This is a genomic window from Streptomyces sp. NPDC020681 (genome assembly GCF_044334895.1).
GTDB lineage: Bacteria > Actinomycetota > Actinomycetes > Streptomycetales > Streptomycetaceae > Streptomyces.
In genome coordinates this window covers 64,134-78,725 of sequence record NZ_JBIRTX010000016.1, presented here as the reverse complement: position 1 = coordinate 78,725, position 14,592 = coordinate 64,134, and the positions used below count along the sequence as shown (strand labels likewise).

Sequence of the window (14,592 nt, the reverse complement as noted above, 5' to 3'; positions counted from 1 at the left end):
CGACTTCACCTTGACTACTCTCGGCTACGACCCGGACACAACGTGCCCTGTCATTGGTGTAGTTGAACGAGGGGATGCCCGCCATGAGCCAAGTCAACGTCCTCGACCCGAGCGCGTCGCCGCTCGACTACTACGGCTACGAGCTGCGCCGATACCGGGAGGCGGCCGGGCTTACGCAGAAGCAGCTCGGCGCGGTCATCAGCTACACGGGGTCGCTGGTGGGCCAGATCGAGACGGCGAGGAAGCTGCCGACGGCGGAGTTCAGCGAGCGGGTTGATGTGGCGCTCGGGACGGGCGGATTACTGTCCCGGCTGCTGGGGCTGGTGTTGCGGAGCCAACTCCCGGCGTGGTTCCAGCAGGTCGCAGAGCTTGAGGCTCGGGCGACGGAGGTCTTCACCTTCCACACGCACCTCGTGCATGGCCTGCTCCAGACCGAGGCGTATGCCCGCGCTGTGCTCGGCACTCTGGACAAGTCCAAGCTGGACGACCGAACTGCGGTCAGGCTCGCGCGCCAGCGCATCCTGGACAAAGAGCAGCCGCCGGTGCTGTGGGCCATCGTTGGAGAAGCTGCGCTGTACCAGGCGATCGGCGGCCCGGAGGTCATGCGGGGACAGCTGGCCCATCTGCTGTCGTACGAGGAGGACCCGAGGGTGAACATCCAGGTGCTGCCGTACGCGACCGGAGCCCATGCCGGACTGACTGGCCCGTTCGACCTCTTCCGGTTCGTCGGCGACCCGTCCATCGTCTACACCGAGGGCTACGGAGCGGGCCATCCGACAGCCAACCCGGATACGTTCAAGGACTGTTCGCTCCGTTACGATCACCTCCAGGCTGCTGCCCTGTCCATCCCGGACTCGGCGAAGCTGATCCGGCTTGTGATGGAGGAACGCTATGGGGAGCAACACGCAGTGGCGTAAGTCGAGCTACAGCAGCGACCAGGGGGGCTCCTGCGTGGAGATCGCCGAGCCGGCGCCCCACACCGTCGCCGTACGCGACTCCAAGAACCCCACCGGCCCCGTCCTCTCCCTCTCCCGCCCCGCCTTCGCCGCCTTCGTCGGTTCGCTCAACCGACGCTGACCTGGAGCTCCTTGATCCCGTTCAGCCACGCTGAGCGCAGCCTGCGCGGGTCTCCGACCAGCCTGAGGTCCGGCAGGACGTCCGCTATCGCGTTGAAGATCAGGTTGATCTCCATCACGGCAAGGGACTTGCCGAGGCAGAAGTGCGGGCCTCCGCCGCCGAAGCCGAGGTGCGGGTTCGGGTCGCGCGTGACGTTGAACTTCTCCGGCTCGTCGAAAACATCGGGGTCGTTGTTGGCGGAGGAGTAGAAGATCCCGACGCGGTCGCCCTTCTTGATCTCCTGCCCGCCGAGGGTGACATCCTGCGTCGCCGTGCGCTGGAACGAGATCACCGGCGTCGCCCAGCGCACGATCTCCTCCGCCGCCGTCTCCGGCCGCTGCTCCTTGTAGATCTCCCACTGCTCGGGGTGGGTGAGAAACGCGTGCATCCCGTGGCTGATCGCGTTGCGCGTGGTCTCATTGCCCGCCACCGCCAGCAGGATCACGAAGAAGCCGAACTCGTCGTTGGAGAGGTTGCCTTCGTCCTCCGCTGCGACCAGCTGGCTGACGATGTCCTTCGCCGGGCACTCCTTGCGCGCGGCGGCGAGGTTCATCGAGTACGAGACGATCTCCATCGCCGCTTCCGCGCCGATCTCCTCGGTGATGGCGTACTCGGGATCGTCGTACGCGGCCATCTTGTTCGACCAGTCGAAGATCTTGGCGCGGTCCTCCTGCGGTACGCCGATGAGCTCGGCGATGGCCTGGAGCGGCAGTTCCACCGCGATGTTGGTGACGAAGTCGAAGCTGCCGTCGTCCTTCGCGCCGGCCAGCGCGGTCTCGACGATGCCGCGGGCGCGCGAGCGCAGGGCGTCCTCCAGCGACCGGATCGCCCGGGGAGTGAAGCCGCGCTGGACGATCTGCCGTACTCGGGTGTGCTCCGGCGGGTCCATGTTGAGCATGATCAGCTTCTGGACCTCGATCTGGTCGCGGCTGATGGACTCGTTGAAGCGGATGACGGCCGTGTTGGTGTTGGAGGAGAAGAGTTCGGGATGCGTGGAGACGTGTTTCACGTCGGCGTGCCGGGTGACGACCCAATAGCCCTCGTCCTGGAAGCCGGAGATGCCCGCCGGCTGGCTGCACCACCAGACCGGCGCGGTCTGCCGCATCTCGGCGAACTCGGGGTGGGGGATGCGGGCTTGGACGAGATCGGGGTCGGTGAAGTCGAAGCCTTCGGGCAGATGGGGGCAGGAGGACATCGGCAACTCCAGGTCTGGCGGCGGCGGTGTCAAGGACACAGCTCTGACTTTCTCTGACGACCCATCAGAATTGACCGAAAGCTAGTAACGAGTTCTACAAGTCGCAAGAGTCGCGGCGGGAACTGTTGCGGCGCATGGGTGCAGCGAGGGCGTGCAAGACCCTTGCGTACCGGCGGTAGCACTCATAAGACTGCTGGGAGAACTAGAACGCGTACTAGTTCCCGCGTGGTGGCGCCGGGACGCCCCGCGCACGTGCAGGAGAGGACGAGCTCATGGCCGCGGAACCCGTCATCGTCGAAGCCGTACGCAGCCCCATCGGCAAGCGCGGAGGCGCGCTCGCCAATCTCCATCCCGCCTATCTGCTGGGCGAGACCTACCGTGAACTCCTCGGCCGCACCGGCATCCACGCCGACTGCGTCGAGCAGATCGTCGGCGGAACTGTCACTCATGCCGGCGAGCAGTCCATGAACCCCGCGCGCAACGCGTGGCTGGCGATGGGACTTCCGTACGAGACCGCCGCGACGACCGTGGACTGTCAGTGCGGATCCTCGCAGCAGGCCAGCCACATGGTGGCGAACATGATTTCGGCCGGCGTCATCGACATCGGGATCAGCTGCGGCGTCGAAGCGATGTCGCGGGTGCCGCTGGGCAGCGGGTCCAAGCACGGGCCGGGAAAGCCGTTCCCGGACGAGTGGAATGTGGATCTGCCCAACCAGTTCGAGGCGGCCGAACGGATCGCGCGCCACCGCGGGCTGACCCGCGAGCGGGTCGACTCGCTCGGGCTGCTGTCGCAGGAGCGGGCGGCGATTGCCTGGGCCGAGGAGCGCTTCAAACGCGAGACGTTCGCGGTCCAGGTGCCGACGACCGAGGAGGAGCAGGCCGCGGGCCAGGGCATGTGGCGGCTCGTTGACCGCGACGAGGGCCTGCGGGACACCAGCATGGAGGCGCTGGCCGCGCTGAAGCCGGTCATGCCGACCGCCGTCCACACCGCCGGCAACTCCTCGCAGATCTCGGACGGTTCGGCGGCGATCATGTGGGCGTCGAAGCGGATGGCGCGCGCCCTGAAGCTGAAGCCGCGGGCCCGTATCGTCGCCCAGGCGCTGGTCGGCGCGGACCCGCACTACCACCTCGACGGCCCGATCGACGCGACACGGGCTGTTCTCGGCAAGGCGGGCATGTCGCTGCGGGACATCGACCTGGTGGAGGTCAACGAGGCGTTCGCCTCGGTGGTGTTGAGCTGGGCGCAGGTCTTCGAGCAGGACCTGGAGAAGGTCAACGTCAACGGCGGCGGCATCGCGATCGGGCATCCGGTGGGTGCGACGGGAGCGCGGCTGATCACCACGGCGCTGCATGAACTGGAGCGCAGGGACAAGGAGTTCGCGCTGATCACCATGTGCGCGGGCGGCGCGCTCGCCACGGGCACAATCATCCAGCGTCTGTAGGGGGCCTGGGGCGAGACGGAGGGTGGTGACGAGTGCACCCTCCGTACGGGGGCTGCTCGGATGTCCTGCGGAGCCGCCGGTTCCTACCGTCGTAGGCATGAACTCACACCCCCGAAGCGCCCGTTCCGCACGTACCCGTCGATGCGTCGCCGCCGTGGCGACCGCCGTCGCGATCGGCACGATCGCCTCCGCCGTCCCGGCCTCAGCTTCGGCTGATGCCGCCCCGACCCCGACCCCGACCCCGACCGCTGCCGCGGCCAACCGGCCCACGGGCTTACCCGGCCGCGGGTCGCTGCTCCACATGAAGCCCATCGGCGCGCTCGACCACGCACAGGTCGCGCAGTTCGTGGCGCGTGCGGGGCTCGACGCCGCGTCCGTGCGGTACGGGGTGCGCGCGTACCGGCTCACGTACCGCACCACCGACCCGTACGGCCGTACCACCCTCGCCACCGGCCTGTTCGTCCTCCCCGACGGCGGCCGGCGCACGGTCGGCATCGTCTCCGACACGCACGGCACCATGGCCCACCGCGACAACGCACCCTCCGTCGGCGAGGGCCTCGGACGGCTCGCGCCCTATCTGCACGCATCGGCGGGCCGGGCCGTCGCCGCACCCGACTACCTCGGGCTCGGCATGGGCCCGGGCCGCCATCCGTACATGGACACCGCGTCCGCCGTGACCGCGACGGTGGACATGCTGCGGGCGTCCCGGACGGCGGCCCGCATGCTCGGGCGGCCGCTGACCGGCGATGTGTACGCCACCGGGTTCTCGCAGGGCGGGCAGGTCGCGATGGCCCTCGGCCGTACGCTCCACAAAGGAGCGGACCCGCGGCTGCGGCTGCGCGCGCTCGCGCCCGTGTCGGGGCCGTACGACCTGGTCAACGCCGAGCTGCCGGGAATCTTCGACGGCAGCGTCAACGACACGAGCGCCGTCTTCTATCTGGCGTACTTCCTCACCGCGCAGAACCGCATCCATCCGGTCTACCGGACACCGGCCGACGCCTTCCGGCAGCCGTACGCCGCACGGATCGAGCAGCTCTTCGACGGCAGCCACGCGGAGGAGGACATCGTCAAGGCGCTGCCCGGCACGCTGAAGGAGCTGCTCACCGCCGATTTCTACCGGCAGGTGCGGCGGCCGGAAGGCGGACTGCTGCGGGCGCTGCGCGCACAGGACGGAGCCTGTGGCTGGAAGCCGGCGGCTCCCGTACGGCTCTACACCGCGTCCGGCGACACCGACGTGCCGATCTCGAACGCGCGCAGCTGCGCACGGCACCTCGCCGCGCACAGCACGAAGGCCCCGGTGCTCGACCAGGGAAAGGTCGACCACTTCGGGGCCTTCAAGAGCGCGGAACCCAAGATCGTGTCCTGGTTCAACGCGGTGGAGCTAGGGCCTGTCGTCTGGATCAGGCCGGATCAGTGAGCGGGGTCTGGTGCCGTGTATCGCAAGGCGGAGGAGGGAGGCATGGCGGAGCCATGCCGACCGACGACAACGCGGCGAGGCGCGGTGCCAGGGCACGCGAGCCCGGCAAGATCCAGCCGACAGGCCCTAGGAGACTGATCAGCGGCCGATCAGCGGCTGATCAGTACCAGCCCTGGGACTGCCAGGCGGACCAGGCGCCACACGGGCTGCCGTAGCGGTCCTTCATGTAGTCCAGGCCCCACTCGATCTGGGTGGCGGGGTTGGTCTTCCAGTCAGAGCCGGCAGAGGCCATCTTGCCGCCGGGCAGCGCCTGCACCAGGCCGTACGCACCGCTGGACGGGTTGGACGCCTTGGCGTCCCAGCCGCTCTCGTGCGAAACGATGTTGGAGAAGCACTGGAACTGCGCGTCGTCCTTGATCATCTGCTTCGCGATCGCCTTGGCGGAGCCGGAAGCGGCGGCCGCGGACGCCTTGGCCGGAGCCTGCGCCGGGGCGGCGGAAGCCGTGGCCGGGTTGACGCCGATCACCATGGCGGCGGAGCTCACCACGAGGGCGGAGCCGACCAGAGCGGTCTTCGGGCGGTTGGCGATGCGGCGGATGACGGAGCGGGACACAGACAGACCTAACGTCGGGAACAGGACGGTCGCGCAGGCATGCCGAAGTCACGTGTGTACGTGGGTTTCGGCCCCCTGCCAGACGCGTTGCTGCCCGTGGACGAGCACGACTGCGCCTTGCGACTCGACAGTTCTAGCTGGCCGTCCACCCCGGTCGCAAACACCTTCATTACTAGTGGAGCTCGCATGTAGGGCGAATCGGACAGGGGGCTTGACGGGCCCCTTCCGCGCAGGTCACAGCGCGGATCTTGGGGGTCGCGCGGGCCTCTCGGCGACTCCTATCCCGCCTAGTACGGGACTTTCGGCCTGTGGGGCGGCTCACCCGCCCGGGACCCTCCCGGGCCCTCGAATGTGACCTGCGCCTCGAAGTTGGCGCGCCTGGTCGCCCGGCGCAGCGCCTTGAGCACGGTCGGCCCGATGGTGAGCGTCAGCACGACGGTGAGCAGGGCCCGGCCCAGGTCCCAGCCGAAGGAGGTCGCCGCGCAGTAGGCGAGAAAGCGGACCAGGTTCTCGTGGACGGGATCGCCGGGATGGAAGGAGACCCCGGAGGACATGCCGCCGATATAGGTCCAGCCCTGAAGATTCATGATCGTGCCGTACGCGAAGGCCGCGACGGCCCCGTACGCGCCGAGCATCAGCAGCTCGGCCCGGCCGCGCAGCCGGTCGGAGCCCGGCAGCAGGCCCGCGCCCATCGTGAACCAGCCCATCGCGAGCATCTGGAACGGCATCCATGGGCCCACACCGCCGGTGAGCAGCGCGGACGCGAACATCGTGACCGAGCCGAGCACAAAGCCGAAGCCAGGGCCGAGGACCCGGCCGCTCAGCACCATGAGGAAGAACATGGGCTCGAGGCCCGCGGTCCCGGCCCCGAGCGGCCGCAGCGCCGCCCCGACCGCGGCGAGCACGCCGAGCATCGCCACGGCCTTGGCGTCCATCCCGGAGTCCGCGATCGTCGCGACGACGACGGCGACGAGGAGCGGGAGCAGCACGGCGAAGAGCCAGGGCGCGTCGGCGGAGTGCGCGAGCCCGGAGTCCGCGTCGGCGAGCAGCGGCCAGCCGAAGGCGACGACGCCGATCGCGCCGATGAGGCCGAGGGCGGCGATGGCCCGTGGCCCGAGCCGGATGGGCCGCGCGCTCACAGTGCTTCCTTTACCTGGGTCACGGTCAGCCACTTCTGCGGCGCGAGGATCTTCGCGACCTGCGGCGCGAAGGCCGGCGAGGACACCACGACCTCGGACGTCGGCCCGTCCGCGACGATCTCTCCGTCGGCGAGGATCACCACCCGGTCGGCGAGCTCCGCGGCCAGTTCCACATCGTGCGTGGCGAGGACGATCGCGTGGCCCTCGCCGGCCAGCCCTTTGAGGATCCGCACGAGGCGGGCCTTCGCCGCGTAGTCCAGACCGCGGGTCGGCTCGTCGAGCAGAAGGAGTGGCGGCCTCCCGGTGAGCACGATGGCCAGCGCGAGCGCGAGCCGCTGCCCTTCGGAGAGATCCCGGGGATGGGTGGCGTCCGGCACGCCGGGCAGCAGCTCACTCACCAGCGCCCGGCAGGTCCCGGGCCGCGCCTGCGCGTCCGCGTCGGCGGCCGCGCACTCGGCGGCGACGGTGTCCGCGTACAGCAGATCGCGCGGTTCCTGGGGCACGAGCCCGACGTGCTGGATCAGCTCGCGGGGGCTGGTGCGGTGAGGTGTCCGGCCGCGGACGGCCACGGTGCCGGAGGTGGGCTCGACCATGCCGACGAAGGCGGACAGGAGAGTGGACTTGCCGGCACCGTTACGTCCCATGAGGGCGACGGTTTCGCCGGGGGAGAGGGTGAAGGTGAGGTTGCGGAGGGCCTCGACGCGCCCGTGCCGGACGGTGAGCGCGAGGGCCTCGCCGAGGGGGCTGTTTTGCTCCCCTCCCCGCCCCTTCCCGAACCTGGGGGCAAGCCCCCAGCCCCCCGTGCGCCCTGCGGTCGCCTGCGTGTCAGCCCGGCCGGCGAAGCTCGGCCCGTCGGCCGGGCCGGCTTCGCCCGCGCTGGGTGCGCCGGGCTCGGGGCTCTTCCCCAGGCGCTCCCGCAACGCACCCGCCCGACGCCGAGCGTCCCGTACCGACAAGGGCAGCGGGTTCCAGCCCGCGAGCCGACCCAGCCCCACCACCGGCGGATACACCGGCGACAGGGCCATCACCTCCGCGGGCGCGCCCACCACCGAACGCGCGCCGGGAGAGGGCAGCAGCACCACCTGGTCCGCGTACTGCACCACCCTCTCCAGCCGGTGTTCCGCCATCAGCACCGTCGTGCCCAGGTCGTGGACCAGCCGTTGCAGCACCGCCAGTACCTCCTCCGCCGCCGCCGGATCCAGCGCGGACGTCGGTTCGTCGAGGACCAGCACCTTCGGGTGCGGAGTCAGCACCGAGCCGATCGCCACCCGCTGCTGCTGCCCGCCGGACAGCGTCGCGATCGGCCGGTCGCGCAGATCGGCCATCCCCAGCAGATCCAGCGTCTCCTCGACGCGCCGCCGCATCACCTCCGGCGCGAGGCCGAGCGACTCCATGCCGTACGCCAGCTCGTCCTCGACGACGTCGGTCACGAAGTGGGCGAGCGGGTCCTGGCCCACCGTGCCGACGAGATCGGCGAGTTCGCGCGGCTTGTGGGTGCGGGTGTCGCGCCCGTCGACGGTGACGCGGCCACGCAACGTACCGCCGGTGAAGTGCGGTACGAGCCCGGAAACCGCACCCAGCAATGTCGACTTGCCGACCCCGGAGGGTCCGACGAGCAGCACCAACTCGCCTTCGGGCACGGTCAGATCGACACCGGCGACGGCAGGCTCGGCCGCATCGCCATAGGTCACCGACACATCGTCGAACCGAATCACGGGTTCTCCTTCGAGTCCGTCGCGGGTCGTGGCGCGACAACCGCCGGCAGCAGGCCGATCAGAATCCCCGCCGCCGGCCACAGCGGCAGCGTCGGCGCGGTGAGCGGTACGACGCCGGGGTGCAGCGCCTCCGGGTCGTACATACCCGCCCGGATCAGCACCGCGGCGACCGCCGCGCCGGACCCGGCCACCAGCCAGGACCGCACACCCCAACGGTCCGGCCGGTAGCGGCTGCGGACCTGCCGACGGCCACCGAGCCACAGCCCGGCGGTCGCGGCGGCGAGCCCCGCGCCCAGGAGCGGCAGCCCGTACGCGGCACCTTCCGCGGCGAGGAGCCCGTACGAACCGGCGCAAACGCCGAGGAGACCGCCGAGCGTGAGGGCCGCGGTGGTACGGCGGACGGCGGGCGGGACCTGTGCCGTACGTCCGTACCCCCGCGCGTCCATCGACGCGGCAACGGCGACGGACCGCTCCAGCGCGCCCTCCAGGACCGGCAGTCCGATCTGCACGATCGCTCGGACACCGCCGGTGGGCCTGCCGCGCAGTCGGCGGGCGGTGCGCAGGCGTACGACGTCGGCGACCATGTTCGGCGCGAAGGTCATGGCGACGACGACGGCGACACCGGCCTCGTACAGCGCGCCCGGAAGGGACTTGAGGAGCCGGGCGGGATTGGCGAGGGCGTTGGCGGCGCCGACGCAGATGAGAAGGGTGGCGAGCTTCGCCCCGTCGTACAGCGCGAACACGATCTGCTCGGCGGAGACCCGCCCGCCGATCCGGATGCCACGGGCCCAGTCGGGAAGCGGGACTTCGGGCAGCGTGACGAGGACGTGCGTGCCGGGAATCGGCGACCCGAGGACGACGGAGAACAGCACTCGGACGACGAGGACGACGAGCCCGAGCTTGACGAACGCGCCGTAGGAACGGGCCCAGGGCGCGTCGGTCCGCCGGGCGGCGACGACGTATCCGGCGACGCCGACGAGGAGCCCGAGGAGCAGCGGATTGGTGGTCCGCGAGGCGGCGGTCGCCAGCCCAAGGGCCCAGACCCACCAGGCGCCGGCGTGCAGGGCGTTGCTGCGGCCGGCCTCGGGAGCGCGGAAGCGGGCCAGGAACGCGGAGGTCATCGTCGGCGGCGGCGGGACTGCCAGACCGCCGCCGCACCCAGCGCGAGGACCGCCGCGGCGCCCGCGACGATGCCCAGCGACGGGCCGCCGCCGCCCGAGTCGTCCGGCTCGTCCGTCGCCGGGCGCGAGCCCGACACCTGCTCGCCGCAACCGGCCTCCGGGTAGCCCGAAATCGCGCACAGCAGCGCCTGGTTGTTGTACCGCAGCGGCTTCGCCACCGCCGCCAGAGCCTCCGCACTCGTCGCGTCCGGGCGTACCTGCGCACACGCCACCCGGGCCGCGGGCGGGGTCTCGCCGGACGGCGCGTCCGCCGCGGTGCCTGGGTCGATGACCAGCGCGACCCGCTTCGCGCCCGGCTTCGGCGGCGTACCACCGCAGATCGCCGCGAAGTCCGGCGCCCTCCTCGGCCGCGCCGAATCCCCGCTGTCCTCGCTCACGGAGAACCGGAAGCCGTTCACCGAACCGTCCGCGGGCCGCGCGGTCGCCGGCCCCTCGGTCGCGTACGCCCAGGTCGTCCCGCTGCCGATCCAGAACGACCAGTAGCGGTACCCCGCGGCGTGCGCCGGCCCCGCGCCCAGCACCGTCAGTACGGCGCCGAGCGCGAGGGCCAGAGCGAGGGCCGGCGCGAGGCCCGGCGAGCGCGGTCGGGTGCGCATCACTGCTGGTTCTTGCGGCGGCCGCTGAAGAGGATGCCCACGCCGACGCTGGCCGCGAAGAAGGCACCGACGAGCCACCAGACTCCCGCGCCGGACCCCGAGTCGTCCTTCTTCTCATCCGCGGCCTCGGCCTGCTCCGTCGCTTCCGGAGCCGGACCCGTCGCATTCAGACCCGCCACCAGGTCCGTACCGCCGAAGCTCTTCGGGTCCGCGCCCGCCGCGTGCGCCGCGAGGATCAGCTGCGCGTACGCCGCCGGGCCCGACTCCTTCGCCCACGCCGCGGAGTTCTGCTGGAGCCATTCCAGCGGCTTCTTCGCCTGGTCGCCGAGGCCCTGCGCGGTGAGCGCGACGACCGCGTCCGCGGTGTTGCCGTGGTCCGGCTTCTCCGCCGGGTCCGTCGAGCCGGGCATCGGCGGCGTGTTGAGGTGCCCGGTCTTCGCGAGCGCCGTCGCGAGGTACGCCGCGCCGTTGTGCGCCGCCGCCTCGATCGTCGTCGCCTTCTCGCAGGCCGTGCCCTTCTCGTCCGTCGCGCCCGCGGTCACCACCAGCCCCTTGCCGTGCGCACCGAGCACCGCGGCCGCCGTCGAGTCGGCGACGACGCCCGCCATCTTCGGCTGGAACAGGAACGCGCCCGCGTCCTTGCCACCGCACGGCTGCGCGAAGGTCAGCAGCGCGTCGTACGCCGTCTTGCCGCCCTTGGACTTCGTCTCCGCCGGCTTCCCGCCCGACGCGGCGAGCGCGCCGATCACGATGGACGTGGAGTTGGCGTCGCTGGCCCCGCCCGGGTTGTAACCCCAGCCGCCGTCCGCGTTCTGCACGGACTTCAGCCAGTCGACGGACTTCTTGACCGTGGCGTCCTGCCCGCCGAGCGCGGCGAGCGCCTGCACCGCGGCGGCGGTGGCGTTCGAGTCCAGAGGCAGCTTGGCGTCGCACGGCTTGGTGGCATCCGCGCGGTACGACGGGAACGCGCCGCCGGCGCACTGCTGACCGGTCAGCCAGTCCACGGCCTTGCCGGCGGGCTTGACGCCGACCGTGTCCTGCGCGAGCAGCGCCAGCGACTGCCGCCAGACACCGTCGTAGGTCGGGTCGCCGGTTCCGTACAGCCCGGACGGCAGCACGGCGGTGGGCGTCGGGGTCGGCGCGGCCACGGCGGCCGGTGCGATGGCCACGCAGAGTACGGCGGATGCGGCGAGCGCGAGGGCGCTGCGGCGACGGCGAACGGTGGTCATGGCGGGCGGGCCTCTCCTGCGGGATTCCTGCGGGAGCCGGGCACGGGCACGCTGAGGCACCTGGGCTCCGGCCCCGTATTCCTCGACGGTGCCGGCCACCGGCGGGCTGCCGGCGGCGCGAGCCGGTCACGTTCTGTACGGGGCATTCCGACTCACCGCCTGTCGCGGCGGTTCACGGTTGCGGGTCAGTGCCGGATTTGCACCGGCTTCCCCCCGTACGGGCGTGATGACGACTTGCACACTCTACCGGCCGGTCACCGGCGCGCCTTGGCCGCATCCCGGCTCCGCGTCGGGTAAAGGAAACGGTTCCCGGCCCGTGCCCGCGTCGTGCTCGTCGTGCAGGCTGTACGGACACGCCAACGAGTGGAACGGAGCCCGGAGTTGTGCCGCGCTACCGGGACCTGCTGACCAGGGACCTGTTGGTCTGGTCCCTAGTCGCGCTCGCGAGCAAGGCTCCCGTGGCCATGGCACCGCTGGCCTTCGTGTTCTTCAGCCGTGAGAGTCCGGGCGGATACACGCTCGGTGCGACGCTGGCATCCGCGTACGTGCTGGGCGAGGTGGCCTCTCGCGCAGCCTGAGTCTGCGGGAGCGGCTCCCCGAGCACGCTCACGCCGCCGGATACTCCGTGATGTACGCGGTGTCGGGCGTGGGATACAGCGTGACGGCCGCACTGTCCGCGGTCGTACTCGACTGGGCGGATCCCTCGACGGCCGTCCTGGGTGGCGTGGTGATCGCGCTCGTGGTCACCGGCGTGAGCGCGCTGGCGGAACGAGATCCGGGCCGGACACGGCGTGAAGAGTGTGCCGAGGCTTGAGCCGGCAGTGGTGAGTCCGGACCGTCGGCCTCACACCGCCACGTACCGCGTCGGCTCTCCGGTGAGCACCTCGCCATGCCCCAGCTTGACCAGCCTGCGCAGATGCGCCTCCGCCTCCGAGACCGCGATGTTCCGCGATCCGTACGGGATCTGCTCCCAGGGCCGGTTCCACTCCATCCGCTCGGCGACCTGCCAGGGCGTGAGCGGCTCGACGAGCAGCGCGAGCAGTCCGGTCAGCCGCTCCTCGTGATGCGCGAGCAACTCCCGTACCCGGGAGGCCGCGTCGGGGAAGGCGTACTGATGAGCCGGGAGGACCTCCGCGGGCGCGAGGCGCCCGATGCGCTCCAGTGAATCCAGATAGTCACCCAGTGGATCGGTGACGGTGGCGTCGTCCGGGTCCTCGTAGAGCCCGATGTGCGGAGTGATCTCCGGCAGCAGGTGATCGCCGGAGAACAGCCGCCCGTTGCCCGCGCGCTTCGCCGGATGGTCCTCCTCCAGATGAAGGCAGACATGCCCGGGCGTATGCCCCGGCGTCCAGATCGCCCGCAGCCGCCGCCCGGCGAGATCCAGCAGGTCGCCGGGCACGATCTCCCGATCCGGCAACGCGGCCCGCAGCCCCGGCAACGTCCGCATCCGCCCCTTGTCGCGGGCCTCCCGCAACGGCGCGATGTGCTCGTCGGGCGCTCCGGCCCGCTCCAGCTTCTCGGCCAAGTAGTCCAGCCAGCGCCCGGGTTCGGCCTCCCGCGTCCGGCGCACCACGGAGGCATCCGCGGCATGCATCGCGATCCACGCTCCGGACGTGTCCCGGACCTGGCCCGACAGCCCGTGATGGTCGGGGTGGTGGTGCGTGATGACCACACCATGGACATCACTGACGGCCACTCCGAGCGAGTCCAGCCCGGCGGTGAGCGTGTCCCAGGAGGCCGGGTCGTCCCATCCGGTGTCGATGAGGACGGGCCCGCGGTCGGTGTCGAGGAGATGGACGAGGGTGTGCCCGAGGGGATTGTCCGGGATGGGCACGGAGATGGACCAGACGCCTCCGCCGTGGTCGGTCACCTGCGTCATGAGGCTCTCATCTCTCTTCGGCAGCACGGCCGTTGTGTCCCGACCTCGGTCACTATAACTAGAACTGGTTCCAATGGTCGCCCAAGTCGACCGTTTCTCCGGGAGGGTGAGTTAGACGGCGCTGCGTCTCATGGGAGCGCGCGGGTGAGCCAGACGAGTTCGCCTTCGTCGTCCGTCGAGACGCGGTCCCGCCGGAATCGGAGCTTCTCGAGGACGCGGAGCGAGGGCGCGTTCCAGGACCTCACCGTCGCCCAGACCCGCGTCCGCCCGGTCGCGGTCGCGGCGTCGAGCACGGCGCGGGCCGCCTCGGTCGCGTAGCCGCGTCCATGGGCATGCCGGAACAGCTCGTACGCGATCTCCGGCTCGTCGACGGTGGAGCGGCCGACGATCAGCCCGCAGTATCCGATGAAGTCGCCCGCGTCGCGGCGTTGGACGGGCAACAGAGCGATCCCCGTCCGCGCCGTCGTGGCGAGCAGGGTGGCAATCAGCTGCCGGGTGTCCTCAAGCGCCGGCGTCCCGTCGGTGCCGCCGCGTCGTTCGGCCTTGAGCGCGCGGAGATCGTCGGCATCGGACTCGGCCCATGGCCGCAACGTCAGCCGGTCGGTGTCCAGTTGGAACGGCATCGGCGGATAGGCAGGCATAGCCGCAAGCGTAATGACGCACCCTCGAGTGGCCGCAGCCTGTCGGAGGATCTAGCCTCGGCAGCCATGACCACCCTGCAGACGATCCATGATGTGCCCGTGATGATGTGCGCCCTCGAGGGCGAGCCCATCGGCAGCGAACGTGACGTCCTGGACCTGATCGGTGATGCCGGCTATCAGGGTGCCCAGTGGGTCGTCATCCCCGCCGGACGGCTCGACGAGTCGTTCTTCCGGCTGCGTACCCGCGTCGCGGGGGACATCATCCAGAAGTTCGTCAACTACCGCTTGGGCGTCGTCGTCCTCGGCGACATCTCCCGCCACACGGACGCCAGTTCGGCCTTGCAGGACTTCGTCGTCGAGTGCAACCGGGGACGGCAGACGTGGTTCCTCGACGACCTCGATGCGCTGCGGGAGCGACTGGAGAACTAG

General features: G+C 70.8%; 16 protein-coding genes and 1 riboswitch. Of the genes, 6 read left to right on the top strand and 10 right to left on the bottom strand.

Annotation, left to right across the window (positions count from 1 at the left end; genetic code table 11):
- The first annotated feature begins 83 nt into the window (after positions 1 to 83).
- Together ACH4YL_RS30710 and ACH4YL_RS30705 are read left to right on the top strand one after the other, a co-directional pair.
- Positions 84 to 917, top strand: a complete 834-nt coding sequence (locus tag ACH4YL_RS30710) for a Scr1 family TA system antitoxin-like transcriptional regulator (protein WP_398510727.1) — start codon at positions 84 to 86, stop codon at positions 915 to 917.
- Positions 892 to 1,077: a DUF397 domain-containing protein gene (locus ACH4YL_RS30705; protein WP_398510726.1), complete on the top strand. Its 186-nt coding sequence runs from the start codon at positions 892 to 894 to the stop codon at positions 1,075 to 1,077. The genes ACH4YL_RS30710 and ACH4YL_RS30705 overlap by 26 nt, the downstream gene beginning before the upstream one ends.
- Here ACH4YL_RS30705 and ACH4YL_RS30700 read toward each other — a convergent pair.
- Positions 1,064 to 2,311, bottom strand: a complete 1,248-nt coding sequence (locus ACH4YL_RS30700; RefSeq protein WP_398510725.1) for a cytochrome P450 — start codon at positions 2,309 to 2,311, stop codon at positions 1,064 to 1,066. The genes ACH4YL_RS30705 and ACH4YL_RS30700 overlap by 14 nt on opposite strands.
- 272 nt (positions 2,312 to 2,583) lie before the next feature.
- Between ACH4YL_RS30700 and ACH4YL_RS30695 the strand changes: the two genes are divergently transcribed.
- Positions 2,584 to 3,753, top strand: a complete 1,170-nt coding sequence (locus ACH4YL_RS30695; RefSeq protein WP_398510724.1) for a steroid 3-ketoacyl-CoA thiolase — start codon at positions 2,584 to 2,586, stop codon at positions 3,751 to 3,753.
- Between the two features lie 97 nt (positions 3,754 to 3,850).
- On the top strand, positions 3,851 to 5,170 hold the full coding sequence (locus tag ACH4YL_RS30690) for an alpha/beta hydrolase (protein ID WP_398510723.1): 1,320 nt from the start codon (positions 3,851 to 3,853) through the stop codon (positions 5,168 to 5,170).
- Positions 5,171 to 5,330: 160 nt separating this feature from the next.
- Here the strand turns inward: ACH4YL_RS30690 and ACH4YL_RS30685 are convergent, their stop codons facing one another.
- The 6 genes from ACH4YL_RS30685 to ACH4YL_RS30660 form a co-directional block, all read right to left on the bottom strand.
- Positions 5,331 to 5,789 carry a transglycosylase SLT domain-containing protein gene (locus ACH4YL_RS30685; protein ID WP_398510792.1) on the bottom strand — a complete coding sequence of 153 codons (459 nt, stop codon included), beginning with the start codon at positions 5,787 to 5,789 and terminating at the stop codon, positions 5,331 to 5,333.
- Between the two features lie 281 nt (positions 5,790 to 6,070).
- Complete coding sequence (locus ACH4YL_RS30680) at positions 6,071 to 6,955, bottom strand: ECF transporter S component (RefSeq protein ID WP_398510722.1); 885 nt, start codon at positions 6,953 to 6,955, stop codon at positions 6,071 to 6,073.
- Positions 6,919 to 8,637: an ABC transporter ATP-binding protein gene (locus ACH4YL_RS30675; RefSeq protein WP_398510721.1), complete on the bottom strand. Its 1,719-nt coding sequence runs from the start codon at positions 8,635 to 8,637 to the stop codon at positions 6,919 to 6,921. The genes ACH4YL_RS30680 and ACH4YL_RS30675 overlap by 37 nt, the downstream gene beginning before the upstream one ends.
- Positions 8,634 to 9,758, bottom strand: coding sequence for an energy-coupling factor transporter transmembrane component T (locus ACH4YL_RS30670; protein WP_398510720.1), 1,125 nt, complete (start codon positions 9,756 to 9,758; stop codon positions 8,634 to 8,636). Before ACH4YL_RS30670 ends, ACH4YL_RS30675 begins: the two co-directional genes overlap by 4 nt.
- On the bottom strand, positions 9,755 to 10,414 hold the full coding sequence (locus ACH4YL_RS30665) for an SCO2322 family protein (RefSeq protein WP_398510719.1): 660 nt from the start codon (positions 10,412 to 10,414) through the stop codon (positions 9,755 to 9,757). The genes ACH4YL_RS30670 and ACH4YL_RS30665 overlap by 4 nt, the downstream gene beginning before the upstream one ends.
- The gene (locus ACH4YL_RS30660; protein ID WP_398510718.1) at positions 10,414 to 11,643 is read right to left on the bottom strand and encodes a prenyltransferase/squalene oxidase repeat-containing protein; all 1,230 of its coding nucleotides are present in this window, start codon (positions 11,641 to 11,643) and stop codon (positions 10,414 to 10,416) included. Before ACH4YL_RS30660 ends, ACH4YL_RS30665 begins: the two co-directional genes overlap by 1 nt.
- Before the next feature lie 121 nt (positions 11,644 to 11,764).
- Positions 11,765 to 11,884, bottom strand: a riboswitch (cobalamin riboswitch).
- 142 nt (positions 11,885 to 12,026) lie between these two features.
- Here ACH4YL_RS30660 and ACH4YL_RS30655 point away from each other — a divergent pair.
- Positions 12,027 to 12,221: a hypothetical protein gene (locus ACH4YL_RS30655; protein ID WP_398510717.1), complete on the top strand. Its 195-nt coding sequence runs from the start codon at positions 12,027 to 12,029 to the stop codon at positions 12,219 to 12,221.
- 28 nt (positions 12,222 to 12,249) lie between these two features.
- Here the strand turns inward: ACH4YL_RS30655 and ACH4YL_RS30650 are convergent, their stop codons facing one another.
- From ACH4YL_RS30650 to ACH4YL_RS30640, 3 genes are all read right to left on the bottom strand, one after another.
- Entirely contained in the window at positions 12,250 to 12,390 is a 141-nt protein-coding gene (locus ACH4YL_RS30650) for a hypothetical protein (protein WP_398510716.1), read from the bottom strand.
- A 97-nt stretch (positions 12,391 to 12,487) separates the two neighbouring features.
- Complete coding sequence (locus ACH4YL_RS30645; RefSeq protein WP_398510715.1) at positions 12,488 to 13,522, bottom strand: MBL fold metallo-hydrolase; 1,035 nt, start codon at positions 13,520 to 13,522, stop codon at positions 12,488 to 12,490.
- A 128-nt stretch (positions 13,523 to 13,650) separates the two neighbouring features.
- Positions 13,651 to 14,163: a GNAT family N-acetyltransferase gene (locus ACH4YL_RS30640; protein WP_398510714.1), complete on the bottom strand. Its 513-nt coding sequence runs from the start codon at positions 14,161 to 14,163 to the stop codon at positions 13,651 to 13,653.
- Between the two features lie 66 nt (positions 14,164 to 14,229).
- On the opposite strand from ACH4YL_RS30640, the gene ACH4YL_RS30635 reads away from it, so the two are divergent.
- Complete coding sequence (locus ACH4YL_RS30635; protein WP_398510713.1) at positions 14,230 to 14,592, top strand: DUF4180 domain-containing protein; 363 nt, start codon at positions 14,230 to 14,232, stop codon at positions 14,590 to 14,592.